At 72.2% G+C, this 13,162-nt stretch carries 14 protein-coding genes; 8 read left to right on the top strand and 6 right to left on the bottom strand.

Going from position 1 to position 13,162, the window contains the following annotated elements; all coding sequences use genetic code 11:
- The first annotated feature begins 24 nt into the window (after positions 1 to 24).
- From AB0D85_RS26335 to AB0D85_RS26325, 3 genes are all read left to right on the top strand, one after another.
- Positions 25 to 2,028, top strand: a complete 2,004-nt coding sequence (locus tag AB0D85_RS26335) for an AAA family ATPase (protein WP_362324784.1) — start codon at positions 25 to 27, stop codon at positions 2,026 to 2,028.
- Between the two features lie 104 nt (positions 2,029 to 2,132).
- On the top strand, positions 2,133 to 2,609 hold the full coding sequence (locus AB0D85_RS26330) for an HAD domain-containing protein (protein ID WP_362324781.1): 477 nt from the start codon (positions 2,133 to 2,135) through the stop codon (positions 2,607 to 2,609).
- Positions 2,610 to 2,696: 87 nt separating this feature from the next.
- The gene (locus AB0D85_RS26325; protein WP_362324778.1) at positions 2,697 to 3,242 is read left to right on the top strand and encodes a DUF6817 domain-containing protein; all 546 of its coding nucleotides are present in this window, start codon (positions 2,697 to 2,699) and stop codon (positions 3,240 to 3,242) included.
- A gap of 22 nt (positions 3,243 to 3,264) precedes the next feature.
- Here the strand turns inward: AB0D85_RS26325 and AB0D85_RS26320 are convergent, their stop codons facing one another.
- Positions 3,265 to 4,008, bottom strand: coding sequence for a helix-turn-helix domain-containing protein (locus AB0D85_RS26320; RefSeq protein ID WP_362324776.1), 744 nt, complete (start codon positions 4,006 to 4,008; stop codon positions 3,265 to 3,267).
- A 245-nt stretch (positions 4,009 to 4,253) separates the two neighbouring features.
- On the opposite strand from AB0D85_RS26320, the gene AB0D85_RS26315 reads away from it, so the two are divergent.
- Positions 4,254 to 4,919 (top strand): DUF4097 family beta strand repeat-containing protein, encoded by a 666-nt coding sequence (locus tag AB0D85_RS26315; protein ID WP_362324773.1) that lies wholly within the window; start codon positions 4,254 to 4,256, stop codon positions 4,917 to 4,919.
- Between the two features lie 15 nt (positions 4,920 to 4,934).
- Here the strand turns inward: AB0D85_RS26315 and AB0D85_RS26310 are convergent, their stop codons facing one another.
- From AB0D85_RS26310 to AB0D85_RS26295, 4 genes are all read right to left on the bottom strand, one after another.
- Positions 4,935 to 6,065 (bottom strand): NAD(P)/FAD-dependent oxidoreductase, encoded by a 1,131-nt coding sequence (locus tag AB0D85_RS26310; RefSeq protein WP_362324770.1) that lies wholly within the window; start codon positions 6,063 to 6,065, stop codon positions 4,935 to 4,937.
- 203 nt (positions 6,066 to 6,268) lie between these two features.
- Positions 6,269 to 6,640, bottom strand: coding sequence for a VOC family protein (locus AB0D85_RS26305; protein WP_362324767.1), 372 nt, complete (start codon positions 6,638 to 6,640; stop codon positions 6,269 to 6,271).
- A gap of 56 nt (positions 6,641 to 6,696) precedes the next feature.
- Positions 6,697 to 7,053, bottom strand: coding sequence for a hypothetical protein (locus AB0D85_RS26300; RefSeq protein ID WP_362324764.1), 357 nt, complete (start codon positions 7,051 to 7,053; stop codon positions 6,697 to 6,699).
- A 54-nt stretch (positions 7,054 to 7,107) separates the two neighbouring features.
- Positions 7,108 to 8,736: a CocE/NonD family hydrolase gene (locus AB0D85_RS26295; RefSeq protein WP_362325078.1), complete on the bottom strand. Its 1,629-nt coding sequence runs from the start codon at positions 8,734 to 8,736 to the stop codon at positions 7,108 to 7,110.
- Positions 8,737 to 8,910: 174 nt separating this feature from the next.
- Here AB0D85_RS26295 and AB0D85_RS26290 point away from each other — a divergent pair, with 174 nt between their 5' ends.
- The 4 genes from AB0D85_RS26290 to AB0D85_RS26275 all read left to right on the top strand — a co-directional run bounded on the left by AB0D85_RS26290 (position 8,911) and on the right by AB0D85_RS26275 (position 11,483).
- Positions 8,911 to 9,627, top strand: a complete 717-nt coding sequence (locus tag AB0D85_RS26290) for a TetR/AcrR family transcriptional regulator C-terminal domain-containing protein (protein ID WP_362325075.1) — start codon at positions 8,911 to 8,913, stop codon at positions 9,625 to 9,627.
- A 125-nt stretch (positions 9,628 to 9,752) separates the two neighbouring features.
- A complete protein-coding gene (locus AB0D85_RS26285; RefSeq protein WP_362324761.1) occupies positions 9,753 to 10,307 on the top strand; it encodes a helix-turn-helix transcriptional regulator in 555 nt (184 codons plus the stop codon).
- Between the two features lie 77 nt (positions 10,308 to 10,384).
- Complete coding sequence (locus tag AB0D85_RS26280; protein ID WP_362324758.1) at positions 10,385 to 11,029, top strand: hypothetical protein; 645 nt, start codon at positions 10,385 to 10,387, stop codon at positions 11,027 to 11,029.
- Between the two features lie 106 nt (positions 11,030 to 11,135).
- Positions 11,136 to 11,483: a DUF2516 family protein gene (locus tag AB0D85_RS26275; protein WP_362325072.1), complete on the top strand. Its 348-nt coding sequence runs from the start codon at positions 11,136 to 11,138 to the stop codon at positions 11,481 to 11,483.
- Between the two features lie 131 nt (positions 11,484 to 11,614).
- Here the strand turns inward: AB0D85_RS26275 and AB0D85_RS26270 are convergent, their stop codons facing one another.
- Positions 11,615 to 12,946, bottom strand: coding sequence for a SpoIIE family protein phosphatase (locus AB0D85_RS26270; protein WP_362324755.1), 1,332 nt, complete (start codon positions 12,944 to 12,946; stop codon positions 11,615 to 11,617).
- Positions 12,947 to 13,162: the final 216 nt, after the last annotated feature.

Here is a 13,162-nt window from a genome sequence, read left to right as displayed (position 1 = left end):
ATTTCCTCGTTTACGCTGTTCCCCATGCAGCAGGAACTCGACCGCGAACGCGCCTACCACGACATCTGCCGAGCCGCCCTCGCCCGCATGGTCGAAGGCGCCGCCGAACACGTCGTCACCGGCGAGGACGTCTCCGCCTCCGGCGCCGACGCCGAGGTGCTCGGGTACCGGCTGCGCAGCCGTGCCAAGGAGATGCGCGAGCTGCCGGCGGGCCCGCTGTTCTTCGGCAAGCTGGACTTCGGCGCGGGAGAGCACGCCGGGCAGAGCTACCGCATCGGCCGGCTGCGGATCAGCGAGGAGCCGACCGCCCCGCCCCTCGTCGTCGACTGGCGCGCCCCCGTCTCCCGCGCCTTCTACCAGGCCGGCCCCGACGATCCCCAGGGCATCTCGGTACGGCGCCGGTTCGGCTGGGCGCCCGGCAGCCGCGGCGACTCCGCCGACCTCACGGGATGGGAGGACGAACGGCTGGGCAAGGGGGAGTCCGGCCCCGGAGCACTGCTCACCCGCGAGATCGAACGCCCCCGGGTCGGCCCCATGCGGGACATCGCCGCCACCATCCAGCCCGACCAGGACGACCTGGTCCGCGCCGGCCTCGCCGACTCCGTCTGCGTCCAGGGCGCCCCGGGCACCGGCAAGACCGCCGTCGGCCTGCACCGCGCCGCCTACCTCCTCTACACCCACCCCCAGCGCATCCGCCGCTCGGGCCTGCTGATCCTCGGCCCCAACCGCACCTTCCTCTCCTACATCTCCGAGGTGCTCCCCGCCCTCGGCGAGACCGGCGTCCGCCAGACCACCCTCCACGAGGAGATCGCCCGCCACCCGGCCACCGGCACCGACCCCGCCCGCACCGCCGCCCTCAAGCACGATCCCCGGATGGCCGAGGTCCTCCGCCGGGCGCTGTACGCGCACGTGTCCACCGACGGCATCGACGCGCTCTCCCTCTCGGACGGCACGTACACCTGGCGGGTGCCCGCCGGTGTGCTGGCGAGGATCGTCGAGGGGGTACGGCAGGAGGAACCGCCGTACGGCGTCGGGCGCGAGCGGGTGCGGGGGCGGGCGATGAGGGCCGTACAGCTCCAGGCGGAACGGCGGGCCGGGCCGCAGCCGGCCGCCTGGACCCGGCGGCTGGAACGGTCGCGGGCGATGAGCGCCTACCTCGACACCGTCTGGCCCAAGGTGCGCCCCGAGGAGGTGGTCGCCGAACTCCTCACGGGCGGTGGGGTGTTGGCGCGGGCTGCCGACGGCCTCCTGACCGAGGACGAACAGCGAACCCTGCTCTGGCCGCGCCCGCCCCGCTCGTACAAGTCCGCGCGCTGGTCGACCGCCGACCTGGTCCTCCTCGACGAGGTCGCGGGACTCGTCGAACACCCGGAGGGCTACGGCCATATCGTCGTCGACGAGGCCCAGGACCTCTCTCCCATGGAGTGCCGGGCGATCGCCCGCCGGGCCGTCTTCGGCTCGCTCACCGTCCTCGGCGACCTGGCCCAGGCCACCACCCCGTGGGCGGCACGGAGCTGGAGCCCGGTACTGCGGCACCTCGGCAAGCCGGACGTCGCCGTCGTCCCGCTCACCACCGGCTTCCGCGTCCCGGCGGCGGTCGTGGACCTCACGAACCGGCTGCTGCACCGCCTGGGCACGGACGTGCCCCCGGCCAAGTCCTACCGCGCGGACGGCGAGTTGACGATCCGGCCGACGGAGGACGTCCACGCCGCGACGGTCAGCGCCGTACGGGGCGCCCTGTCGCACGAGGGCTCGGTGGGGGTCGTGGCGGCGGACGCCGAGGTGGCCGGGGTACGCGCCGCGCTCACGGCCGCCGGCATTCCCCCGGCGGACCCGGACGAACTCGGCGCCCGGGTGGTCGTGGTCCCGGCGACCCTGGTCAAGGGCCTGGAGTACGACCACGTGGTGGCCGTGGAACCGGCGGCGGTGGTGGAGGGGGAGGAGCGGGGGCTGCACAGGTTGTACGTGGTGCTGACGAGGGCGGTGTCACGGCTGGACGTGGTGCACGCGAGACCGCTGCCTTTTTGAGAGACAACGCGCCCCGTAGGGGCGCGGGGAACTGCGCGACCAGCCCCCACACACCCGCAGTCGCCCAACGACCTTTCCCGGCACTCTCTGCGATCCTGTCCCTGATGCTCCTCTTCCTGGATATCGACGGAACCCTCATCCCCTTCGGCGCCCCCGCCGACCGCCCCTACCCGGTCTACGAGACCGACCGCACCCCACCGAACCCGCTGGTGAGCCGCATCGACCCGGCCCTCGGCCGCCGCCTCGCGGAACTCCGCTGCGACCTCGTCTGGGCCACCACCTGGATGGACGACGCGAACGCCGCCGTCGCCCCCTGGCTGGGCCTGCCCCCGCTGCCCGTCGTGGACTGGCCGGACGAGGACAGGCCACCCGCGTTGCTGCACTGGAAGACGCGGCCGCTGGTGGAGTGGGCGGGGGAGCGGCCGTTCGTCTGGGTCGACGACGAGATCACCGAGGCGGATCTGGCCTGGGTGGCCACTCACCATCACCACCCCGCCCTCCTGCACCGCGTCGACCACCAATTCGGCCTGACGGACGCGGACTTCACGGCGCTGGAGCAGTGGCTACGGGCCAACGGCTGACGGCTGACGGCGAGACCGTCGCCGACTACAGTTCGCCGACGGCAGCCACTTCATCCGGGCCTCCGGCAGCGACGAAAGGACCCGCCCGTGTCCGCTTCCCCCGCTGCTGAGGCCGTAGCACTCCTCCGTGACCTGGGCGCCGCGGAGATCGCCCATCCCGGCGGGACGCTCCTCGCGCATCTCCAGCGCGTCCAGGACCAGTTGGCCGCATGGGACGCCCGCCCGGCGCTCCGGCTCGCGGGCCTGTGCCATGCCTTCTACGGCACCGACGGCTTCCCCACCGCGCTCCTGCCCCTGGACCGGCGCGCCGAACTCGCGGCGGTGATCGGCGTCGAGGCCGAAGCCGTCGTCTACCTCTATGCGGCGTGCGACCGGAAGGCCACCTATCCGGTACTCGCGGAAGCCGACGCCCCCGTCCACGACCGTTTCACCGGCCGCCCCCGCATCCCCGGGCCCGGGCTGCGCCGGGACATCGCCGAGCTGACGGCCGCCAACGAACTCGACCTCGCCCGCATCGACCCGTCCTTCCGGGACCGGTGGGGACCCCGACTCCTCACCCTGTTCACCCGTTTCCGCCCCCTGCTGAGCCCGTCGGCGTGGTCGTCCTGCGAGGCCGTGCTCGCGGAGAGGTGACGACAGCCGCCGGCAGGCTGCCTCAACTCGGCTCCGCGGGGGTGTCCGGGGGCGTACCGGGCTTGCTGTGGAGTACCTCGCGGGCCTGGTCCGCGGCGCGGGCGATGCTCTCGGAGATGAAGTCGGCGAACCGGGCGATGTTCTCGAGGCGGCCGGCGGCCGGGGTGCCCGAGCCGAGGACGGCGACCCCCTGGCGTGCCGTGGCGGCGAGGTGGGCGGTGCCGCGGGCGCCGGCCATCGTGGACTGGTACATGACGTCGTCGTCGACGAGGTAGCGCTCGCGGCGGCGTTCGTCGCGTTCCCTGCGGATGAGCCCCTGGCTCTCCAGGAACGCCACCGCTTTGGAGACGGAAGCCGGGCTGACCTGGAGGCGCTGGACGAGTTCGGCCGAGGTGAGGCTGCCCGCGTCGGTGGTGTAGAGGCAGACCAGGAGCCGGGCCGTCATCTTGGACAGCCCCGACTGCATGAAGACGGTCGTGAAGATCTCCTCGTACGCGCGCACCGCTTCGGGGTCGCGGCCGTGGGTCTGCGGGGGAGTGCCCGGGTCCCGGGGCGCGGTCTGCCTGCGGCGGTGGGCGCGGTGTTCGGTGGCGCGGTGGGCGAGGTCGGCGCGGTAGCCGGTGGGGCCGCCGTTGCGCATCACCTCGCGGGTGACGGTCGAGGTCGGGCGGTCGAGGCGTCGGGCGATCTCGGCATAGGCGAGGTCGTCGGCCAGCCCCAGCGCGATCTGCTGACGTTCCTGCTGAGTGAGCCTGCCTCCCGGCATCGCGGTCTCCTTCGTGGTGTGCGGCGCGTCCGAGTATAGCGTTCACTCTTCATTCATTGCAACGAATGGGGGTGGGGTGTGTTGCGTTAGATTCAAAACCATTGCAACGATTCTGCGGCTTTCACCTGGACGTATTGAGTTGAAGCGCAATGAATATATTGCTGGATCTATGAACGCAACGTAGCGTTTCTGTTGTCGGAAACGGCGGGCCGGAAGGGCCCGCCCCGTAGCTGAAGGAGTGCGCGATGCAGAAGTTCGACACCCCCGCCCCGGTCTCCGTCGTCCTGGACGTCCCCGCGGGGCTCATCCGGTTCATCGCCGCCGACCGGGTGGACACCACGGTCGAGGTGCTCCCCGCGGACGCCGCCCGCAGCCGTGACGTGAAGGCGGCCGAGCGGATCGAGGTCGGCTACGCCGACGGGGTCCTGCGGATCCGGGCCGCGGCGGCGAAGAACCGGGTGCTCGGTGACTCGGGGTCCGTCGAGGTGACCGTCCAGCTGCCCGCCGGCTCCCGCGTCGAGGCGAAGGCGGCCCTTGCCGAACTGCGGGGCGTGGGACGGCTCGGTGACGTCGTCTTCGAGGGCGCGCAGGCCACGGTCAAGCTGGACGAGACCGACGGCGCCCGGCTCGCCCTCCAGGCCGGGGACATCACCGTCGGCCGACTGGGCGGTCCCGCCGAGATCAGCACTCAGAAGGGCGACCTCGACATCACCGAGGCCGTACGCGGCACGGTCGTGCTGAGCACCCAGCACGGGGAGATCTCCGTCGGCGCGGCCCGGGGGGTCTCCGCCGTCCTGGACGCCGGCACCACCTACGGCCGTATCCACAACACCCTCAAGAACGACGGCACCACCGGCCTGGACATCCGGGCGACCACCGCGTACGGCAACATCACCGCCCGCAGTCTGTGAGCCGCGGCCTCCGGCTCAGCGGCTGTTCCCGGTGAACATGTCGACCAGGTCCTGGGCCGTGTTGAGGTGGGAGTCGATCCGGTGGCCCTCGACCTCTTCGTACGTGGCGACCTCGGCGCTGCGGGTGAACATGGCCTGCTCGTACGCGGTGAGCGCGGCCTCGACGTCGTCGGGGTGTGCGGCGAGGGCCTTGCCGAGTTCGGCGCCGTCGAGCATGGCCAGGTTGGCGCCCTCGCCGTTCGGGATCTGGAGGTGGGCGGCGTCGCCGAGCAGGGTCACGCCCGGTACCCGGTCCCACCGGTGCTCGGTCGGCAGGGCGTGGAAGGAGCGCAGCACCGGCGCGGTGTCGCCGTCGGTGATCAGCGCGGTGAGCTCCGGTGCCCAGCCGTCGAACTCCGCCGCGATGGCGGCGGCGGCCGCGGCGGGATCGGTGAAGTCGAGGGCGGCGAACCAGTCCAGCGGCCTGCTCAGCAGCGCGTAGATGTGCAGGGTGTCGCCGCTTTCCCGGTGCGCGAAGATCTCCGCGCCGGGCGAGGGGGCCATCAGCGACCCGCCGCCGACTGTCTTCGCGGCGGCCGGGTGCCGGGTGTCGGCCTCGTGCAGATAGACGTGGACGCACGACGTGCCGGTGTAGTGGGGCGCGGTGGCGGTGAGCAGGGGCCGCACCCGGGACCACGCGCCGTCCGCGCCGACCAGCAGGCCGGTGGTGAGGCTGGTGCCGTCGGCGAACGTCACCTCGTGGCGGCCCTCGCCGAGGGCCCGGGTGCCGCTGACCTTGTGGCCCCAGCGGACGGTGCCGGCCGGGAGCGAGTCGAGCAGGATGTGCCGCAGCTCGCCGCGCATCACCTCGGGGCGGCCGCCCGTGCCGTCGTCGGCCTTCTCGAACAGGACGGTGCCGTCCCGGTCGAGGACTCGTATCGCCTGGCGGCCCTCCAGGACGATGGCGCGGAACTCGTCCATGAGGCCGGCCGCCTGGAGGGCGAGCTGCCCGTTGTAGTCGTGGATGTCGAGCATCCCGCCCTGGGTGCGTGCCGACGGGGAGGCGTCGGCCTCGTAGACCGTGACGGGGATGCCGTGGATGTGCAGGACACGGGCCAGCGTGAGTCCGCCGAGTCCGGCGCCGATGACCGTGACGGGAGTGTGCATGGTGACTCCTTCGGGATCGGGCGGCCCGGTGGGCTCCGGGCCGCCGTCTCCAGAAAGGTCGCAGGCTCCGCCGACGGACCACCGATGGGTCGCCGACGGCCCACCGACGGACCGCCGACGCCCTGCCGGCACCCGGCCGACGGTCCTCCGGCATGCGTGTCGCCGAAGGCGTGGTTCCGTCGTGTCCGGGTGCGGGGCGACGCTCAGCTCAGGCGAGCCCGCAGGAGGCAGAACTCGTTGCCCTCGGGGTCGGTCAGGACGTGCCAGGGCTCGTCGCCGCTCTGGCCGATGTCGGCCACGCGCGCGCCGAGCTTCAGCAGACGCTCCAGTTCGGCGTCCTGGTCGCGGTCGGTGGCGTTGACGTCGAAGTGCAGGCGCAGGCTGTCCCCCTTGGGCTCGGTGCTGGGGACGAACACCAGGGTCGGCTGCAGTCCGCCGAACCCTTCCGGCGGTGCGATCTCCACCGCGCCGTCGTCGGTGTCGAGCACGCTGAAGCCGAGCACCTCGCACCAGAACGCCGCCAGCTGCTGCGGATCCCGGGACTTGATCACCAGTTCGGAAATTCGACAGGCCATGATCGGCACCCTAGGGGGCCTCGACCGTACGCGGCCAGTCATTAATCGACTGGCCGTCAGGTTGTGCGTACGGCCATCAGCAGTCCGCTCGCCCATGCCATGCGGACGCACCGGAAGTCCTCGCGCTCGTCCAGCTCGGCCAGAAGGCGTTCGACGGAGGCGTCGTGGCCCTCCGGCCATGCGCCGCCGTCCCCGGTGACGAAGGCGACCCGCGGGTCGGCGCCCAGTTGCTTCCGGGCGACGGCCTGGACGGCGGGGTCGAGTTCGAGGATCCGGCCCGCGGGCCGGGCGGCGGCGAGTGCTGCCAGAAGGCTTCCCGTGCGGTCTTCGCTGGACATGCTGAAGCCCGCGTCGCGCGCCTCGGAGCGCAACGTCGGCAGGGCGGTCGGGGTACGGCTCGGCGTGTCGTCCATCCGCAGATGATGTGAGGACCACGTCCTGGTGGGCAAGGCCAATTCTCCGGCCGGTCAGCCGTTCACCGCAGGGCCGGGCCCGGAACCGTGGGCGTGCACCGCAAGCATCAGCGCCGAGTCGGTGTGGAGCGTGACGCGCACCGGTGTGAAGGCGGTGGCGTCCACCGGCGACTCCCCGGTGCCGGGACCGCGGGCGTAGCGCGGATGGGCGCCTCCGCTGATCTGCCAGCGGATGCGGTGACCGACGGCGAATCTGTGGGCGGTCGAGCTCATCGGCACGGTGATCTGCGACGGCTCCTGCCCGTCCGCCCGCAGTCGGCCCAGCCCGTCACAGATGTTGACGGAGCGGCCTTGCGGGTCCACGTCGCACAGGCGGGTGAAGACGTCGGCATGACCGGTGTCCGCGGAGACGCTCAACCGCGCCGAGACCGGCCCGAGGATGTCCACGGGCTCGGTCAGCGGGGCGCTGGTGAACGTCAGGACGTCTGCCCGGGCCTCCAGGCCGCTGTTGTCGCGAGGACCGGCGCTACGGGAGAGCAGCGGGCCGCCGAGCGACGGGGTGGGGTCGCCCGGGTCGTAGCGGAACGACGCCACTGGCGCGGAGTCCGTGGGGGCCTGCCGGGTGAGATGCCCCTGCGCGGTGGGGAACCAGGGGCCGACGGCCGTGGCCGGCGGCCAGTCGTCGAGGTCCCGCCAGGTGTTCTCGCCGCCGATGTGCACGCGCACCCTTGTGGGACGCAGGCCGGAGGGGTCGGCGCACAGGTGGGCGCGCAGCCAGGCGAGGCTCTCGGCGAACACCTCGGGCCATCCCCGTTGCAGGGCGGAGGTATGGGTCCAGGGGCCGACGAGCAGGGCGGTCTCGCATCCGGCCCGACGCAGCCGGTCGTACTGCTCGAAGGTCTGGTCGGCCAGCGCGTCGTGCCATCCGGTGATCAGACTCGTGGGCACGCCGAGCCGCTCCGCCACCTGCGCCAGGGACGCGCCGCGCCAGTACGCGTCCTGGGCGTCCGGGTGGGTCATCACGCCGTCCAGCCAGGGCACTTCGCCCCCGAGGGCCGACGCGTACGCCCCGCGCAGCGGCTGCGCGGTGGTGACCTCACGCAGGCGTCGTTGCAGGCGCAGGGTCGCCCTCAGGAACGGTGCCATGCCCTGGTGCTGGTAGGTCATGCCCACGCCGACGGCGAGTGCGGTCTCCAGGTTCAGCGCACCGTGCGCGTGGAACAGGGCGTGGGGATCGTGCAGGCCCACCTGCACCACCATGGCCTTCAGTTCCGGCGGCGGGTCCACGGCGAGGGCCCACTGCACGTAGCCCAGATAACTGGGGCCGACGGTGCCCAGTGTGCCGTTGAACCAGGGCCGTTCGCGCAGCCAGGACACCGTGGCCCGGCCGTCGGCGGCCTCGTTGCGCCACAGGTCGAACGTGCCCCCGGAACCTCCGGTGCCGCGGCAGCTCTGCAGGACCACGTGAAAGCCCTGTTCGGCGAAGAGCAGGCCGTACATGGGGGACCACGGCAGGCCCCTGCCGTACGGCGAGCGCACCAGGAGGGTGGGGAAGTCGCCCTCGGCGCGCGGAAAGTAGTGGTCCGTGATCAGCGGGCTGCCGTCGGCGGCCGGCACCGGCAGCCCCGGCTCCCACCCGGCATCGTGCCGTTTGGCCGGGAGGCCGCGCCAGGTCGCCCTCATCATCCGTGAGGCCAGCGGCGGCTTGCCGGAAGGCGGTACCCAGGCCGGCCCCGACGCAGAACCGTGCGTGCGTGACGTCATCGTTCCCCTCCTCGATTTCCGTACGGTGTACGAGAATAGAGGATGCTTGACTGAGGTCCGCAAGGGCCGCCGATCAAGGAAGGGGGCATGGCCATGCCCCGTGAGGCAGGGGCCGACGCCCCGGGCGTCGACCCGCAACAGCTCTGGCTGGCCTCCGGCCGGCCGCGCAGAGGCCGCAAGCCCGCCTACAGCCGGGAGGCGATCACCGCGGCGGCCGTCGCCCTGGCGGACGCCGAGGGACTCGAAGCGGTCACCATGCGGAAAGTCGCCGCACAGGTCGGAGCCGGCGTCATGTCGCTCTACAGCTACGCCCCCGACAAGGAGACGCTGCTGAACCTGATGGTCGACCACGTCAGCGGCGAACTGCCGGCCGCGAACGCGCCCACCGGCGACTGGCGCGCCGACCTGAAGGTCATCGCCCACCTCCAGCGCGTCCACATGCTGCGACACCCCTGGCTGCCCGCCGCCCTGTCCACCCGGCGCGTCCCCGGACCCCACACCCTGGCCTTCCTGGAACGCGCGCTCGCCGCCCTGCGGCCCACCGGACTGGACGGTGCGGCGAAGCTGGAGATCTTCGCCCAGCTCACCGCGTTCGTGGCCGGGCACGTCGCCCACGAAATCGCGCAGGCCGCGGTCGCGCAGTCCCCCGACCGGGCCGCGGCCGAAGCCCGCTACCTCGCCGCCGTTGCCGCGGACGGCCACCACCCGGAACTCGCCGAAGCCCTCTCCGCCCCCGGGCGCCCCCTCACCCCCGAAGCCACCTTCACCCGGTTCCTCAACCGCCTGATCGACGGCCTCGACACCGACTGATCCGGCACGGATGCGAGACGGCGGTGGCCGCTGTCCCGGCTCCGCTGAGCCGTCCGGGTATGGCGCGGCACACTTTTGCAAGCAGGTGCTTGCAATTGTTAGCGGGGGTGTTGCAAGGTGGAGGCATGGCATCGCTCAACGTCGGCAATCTCGGTGAGTATCTGCGCGAACAGCGGCGCAACGCGCAGCTGTCGCTCAGGCAGCTCGCCGACGCCGCCGGGGTGTCCAACCCGTACCTGAGCCAGATCGAGCGCGGGCTGCGCAAGCCGAGCGCGGAGGTGCTCCAGCAGGTCGCCAAGGCCCTGCGGATCTCCGCCGAGACGCTGTACGTCCGCGCCGGCATCCTCGACGCCGAGCGGGATCTGAACGAGGTCGAGACCCGTGCGGTCATCCTCGCCGACCCCACTCTCGACGAGCGGCAGAAGCAGGTGCTGCTGCAGATCTACGAGTCGTTCCGGAAAGAGAACGGCTTCGGGTCCGGCGGGGAGAGCGCGAGTGACGCCCGCGGCGAGCAGGACAGCCGGCAGGACAGCACGAGAGACAGCACGAAGAACAGCCAGAAGAAGCACGACGTCAGCGGCGCCGACGGTGACACCGGTCGTGACAACCGTCGTGACACCGGCGGCGACGCCGACAGCGAGACCGACAGCGAGACCGATCCGCGGCGGACGGCCGGATGAGCCGGCCAAGCGCGCCGGCCGCCGCGCCGCGGACCACAAAACCCTCAGCCGAACGTGAATCCGGGAGGACCATCACCATGGCCATCACCGACGACCTGCGCAAGACCCTCAGCGACCCGACTCCCCTCTACTTCGCCGCCGGCACCGCGGACCTGGCCCTTCAGCAGGCCAAGAAGGTCCCCGGCCTGGTCGAGCAGCTGCGCACCGAGGCCCCCGCCCGCATCGAGGCCGTGCGCAACACCGACCCGAAGGCCGTGCAGGAGAAGGCCGCCGCCCGCGCCAAGGAGGCCGGTGCCAAGGCCAAGGAGGCGCAGGTCAACCTCCAGACGAAGGTCAACGACTTCATCGTCTCCCTCGACGGCGACCTGAAGAAGCTCGGCGAGTCCGCCCAGGACTTCGCGCTCCGCCAGGTCGGCGTGGCCGCCGAGTACGCCGTCAAGGCTCGCGAGACCTACGAGAAGGTCGCCGAGCACGGTGAGCAGGCCGTGAAGGCCTGGCGCGGCGAGGCCGCCGACGAGATCGAGGACCTGGCCATCGCCGTCGAGGGCAAGCCCGAGCCGGCCGTGGTCAAGGAGGAGGCGACGCCGGCGGAGGAGCCGAAGGCCGCCGAGGCCAAGCCCGTCGCGGTGAAGAAGGCCCCGGTCGCCAAGAAGACCCCGGCGACCCCGGCGCCCCGCAAGGCGGCCCCCACGGCGAAGAAGACCACCCCGCCGGCCAAGTGACCGGCAGGACGGCAGAACGCACGGGCCGGGCACCCTTGGGGTGCCCGGCCCGTTCTACGGGTACGGTGGCCGCGTAGGGATCGGGAGAGAACGGGTGGTGGACGGCATGCTGATGCTGGGCTTCGCAGGGTTCCTGGGACTGTTGAAGATCGTCCTGATGGCCCTTGCCGCGTTCGGTCTGTTCGACGCCGCGTTCCGGCGCGAGGACGCCTTCCGCGCGGCCAACAAGCAGAACAAGATCTTCTGGCTGATCATCCTGGCTATCGCCCTGGTCGTCAGCTACCTGTTCTCGATCCTCTCCATCCTCCCGATCGCGGGTCTGGTGGGGAGCATCGTCTACATCGTCGACGTCCGGCCGGCGGTCAAGCAGGTGTCGGGCGGCGGCGGCTGGCGAGGCCGCCGAGGCGGCAGCAGCAGCGACGGCCCGTACGGCCCGTACAACGGCGGCCGCTGACCTTTCGGCCGCAGACCTTTCAGGGCGCGCCCGCTGCAGCGCGCCCCAAAGGGGCGCGGGGAACTGCGCGACCAGCCCCAACGCACCCGCAGTCGGCCGACGACAGAACCCCCCCCGCGGCGCGTAGCCGGTCACGCCGCCCGATCCAGCAGCACAACCGCCACGTCATCCGTCAGCTCGCCCCCATTGAGCTGCCGCACCTCGTTCACCGCCGCCCGCAGCAACGCCTCCCCGGTCAGGCCGGAGGCCAGCTGTCGCCGCACCATCTCGACCATCCCGTCCTGGCCGAGCCGCTCGCCACCCGAGCCCACCCGGCCCTCGATCAGACCGTCGGTGTAGAGCATCAGGCTCCACTCGGCGCCCAGCTCCACCTGCATCCGCGGCCAGCGGGCACCCTTGAGCAACCCCAGCGCCGGACCGTTGTTGTCGTACGGCAGCAGCTCGGCCGGCCGTCCGGGCCGGGCGATCAGCGGTGCCGGGTGCCCGGCCAGGCACAGGCCGGCCCGGCGCCCGTCCGGCGCTATGTCCACCGTGCAGAGCGTCGCGAAGATCTCCTCGTCGGAGCGCTCGTGCTCCAGCACCTCCTGCAGCGTGCCCAGCAGCTCGTCGCCGCACAGCCCCGCCAGGGTCAGCGCACGCCAGGCGATCCGCAGCTCCACCCCGAGCGCGGCCTCGTCCGGGCCGTGCCCGCAGACGTCGCCGATCATCGCGTGCACGGTCCCGTCGGGCGTGCGCACGGTGTCGTAGAAGTCGCCGCCGAGCAGCGCGCGGGAGCGGCCGGGGCGGTAGCGCGCGGCGAAGCGCAGCGCGGAGCCGTCGAGCAGGGGCGTGGGCAGCAGGCCACGCTCCAGGCGGCGGTTCTCCTGGGCGCGCACGCGCCCCTCCGCGAGCTTGCGCTCGGCCGTGAGGGAACGTTTGCGCTCGACGGCGTACCGGATGGCACGGCTCAGCAGCCGGCCGTCCAGTTCGTCCCGGAAGAGGTAGTCCTGCGCGCCGACGCGCACGGCCTCGGCGCCACGCTCGGCGTCACCGGAGGCGGTGAGCGCGAGCACGGCGTGCCGGGGCGCGATCTGGAGCACATGCCTGAGCACGGCCAGCTCGTCGGTGTCGGCGCCGTCGTCGGTGACGGCGACCGTGCGGCCCGGCGCCGAGAGCGCCAGGTCCAGCAGGATGCAGTGGACGTCGTCGGTCAGCAGCCGCTCGGCCTCGGTGAGGTTGCGGGCGGTGCGGATGCGGATCGAGTTGCCGGACGCGTCCCGCAACTCGGGCAGGATCGGCGAGCCGGCGGGATCGTCCTCGATCAGCAGCAGGGTGAGAGTGGTGCCGCCGGTGTTCTGGGCGACGGCTTCCGTGCGGTTGGCCTCTTCCTTGAGGGGGCCGCCGCCCTGTGCGGGCGCGGCGGCCGGCGCCTGACCACTCTCCACGGCCGGGATCGCTCTCTGCCGCGGTACGGGTACGGGCATCGTGTCGGGTTCCTTCCCTCCCCCCGAGGGCATGGCGGGACGAGGGACTCGACCCACCGACCGGGACCATAGCGGTACTGGCCACTTCAACGGAATGGTGTGAGCCACGTCGCCCTGTCTCAGGCCACTGGCATATGCCGCGTGCCGTACCGCAGTTGGGCAAGAGGGCCGTCCGGCGGGAATGACGAAGGTCACGTGCCGCCCGGGTTTGAACGG

The sequence above is a fragment of the Streptomyces sp. NPDC048277 genome (assembly GCF_040652235.1).
Lineage (GTDB): Bacteria > Actinomycetota > Actinomycetes > Streptomycetales > Streptomycetaceae > Streptomyces.
The sequence above is the reverse complement of the archived record's forward strand: the minus strand, read 5'-3'. Positions and strand labels throughout refer to the sequence as shown.

What these genes read in the sequence shown, in the direction of transcription:
- AB0D85_RS26335 (WP_362324784.1), top strand. Translation starts at nt 25, where the DNA reads ATGCAGCAGGAACTCGACCGCGAACGCGCCTACCACGACATCTGCCGA.
- AB0D85_RS26330 (WP_362324781.1), top strand. Translation starts at nt 2,133, where the DNA reads ATGCTCCTCTTCCTGGATATCGACGGAACCCTCATCCCCTTCGGCGCC.
- AB0D85_RS26320 (WP_362324776.1), bottom strand. Translation starts at nt 4,008, where the DNA reads ATGCCGGGAGGCAGGCTCACTCAGCAGGAACGTCAGCAGATCGCGCTG.
- AB0D85_RS26315 (WP_362324773.1), top strand. Translation starts at nt 4,254, where the DNA reads ATGCAGAAGTTCGACACCCCCGCCCCGGTCTCCGTCGTCCTGGACGTC.
- AB0D85_RS26310 (WP_362324770.1), bottom strand. Translation starts at nt 6,065, where the DNA reads ATGCACACTCCCGTCACGGTCATCGGCGCCGGACTCGGCGGACTCACG.
- AB0D85_RS26305 (WP_362324767.1), bottom strand. Translation starts at nt 6,640, where the DNA reads ATGGCCTGTCGAATTTCCGAACTGGTGATCAAGTCCCGGGATCCGCAG.
- AB0D85_RS26300 (WP_362324764.1), bottom strand. Translation starts at nt 7,053, where the DNA reads ATGGACGACACGCCGAGCCGTACCCCGACCGCCCTGCCGACGTTGCGC.
- AB0D85_RS26295 (WP_362325078.1), bottom strand. Translation starts at nt 8,736, where the DNA reads ATGAGGGCGACCTGGCGCGGCCTCCCGGCCAAACGGCACGATGCCGGG.
- AB0D85_RS26290 (WP_362325075.1), top strand. Translation starts at nt 8,911, where the DNA reads ATGCCCCGTGAGGCAGGGGCCGACGCCCCGGGCGTCGACCCGCAACAG.
- AB0D85_RS26285 (WP_362324761.1), top strand. Translation starts at nt 9,753, where the DNA reads ATGGCATCGCTCAACGTCGGCAATCTCGGTGAGTATCTGCGCGAACAG.
- AB0D85_RS26280 (WP_362324758.1), top strand. Translation starts at nt 10,385, where the DNA reads ATGGCCATCACCGACGACCTGCGCAAGACCCTCAGCGACCCGACTCCC.
- AB0D85_RS26275 (WP_362325072.1), top strand. Translation starts at nt 11,136, where the DNA reads ATGCTGATGCTGGGCTTCGCAGGGTTCCTGGGACTGTTGAAGATCGTC.
- AB0D85_RS26270 (WP_362324755.1), bottom strand. Translation starts at nt 12,946, where the DNA reads ATGCCCGTACCCGTACCGCGGCAGAGAGCGATCCCGGCCGTGGAGAGT.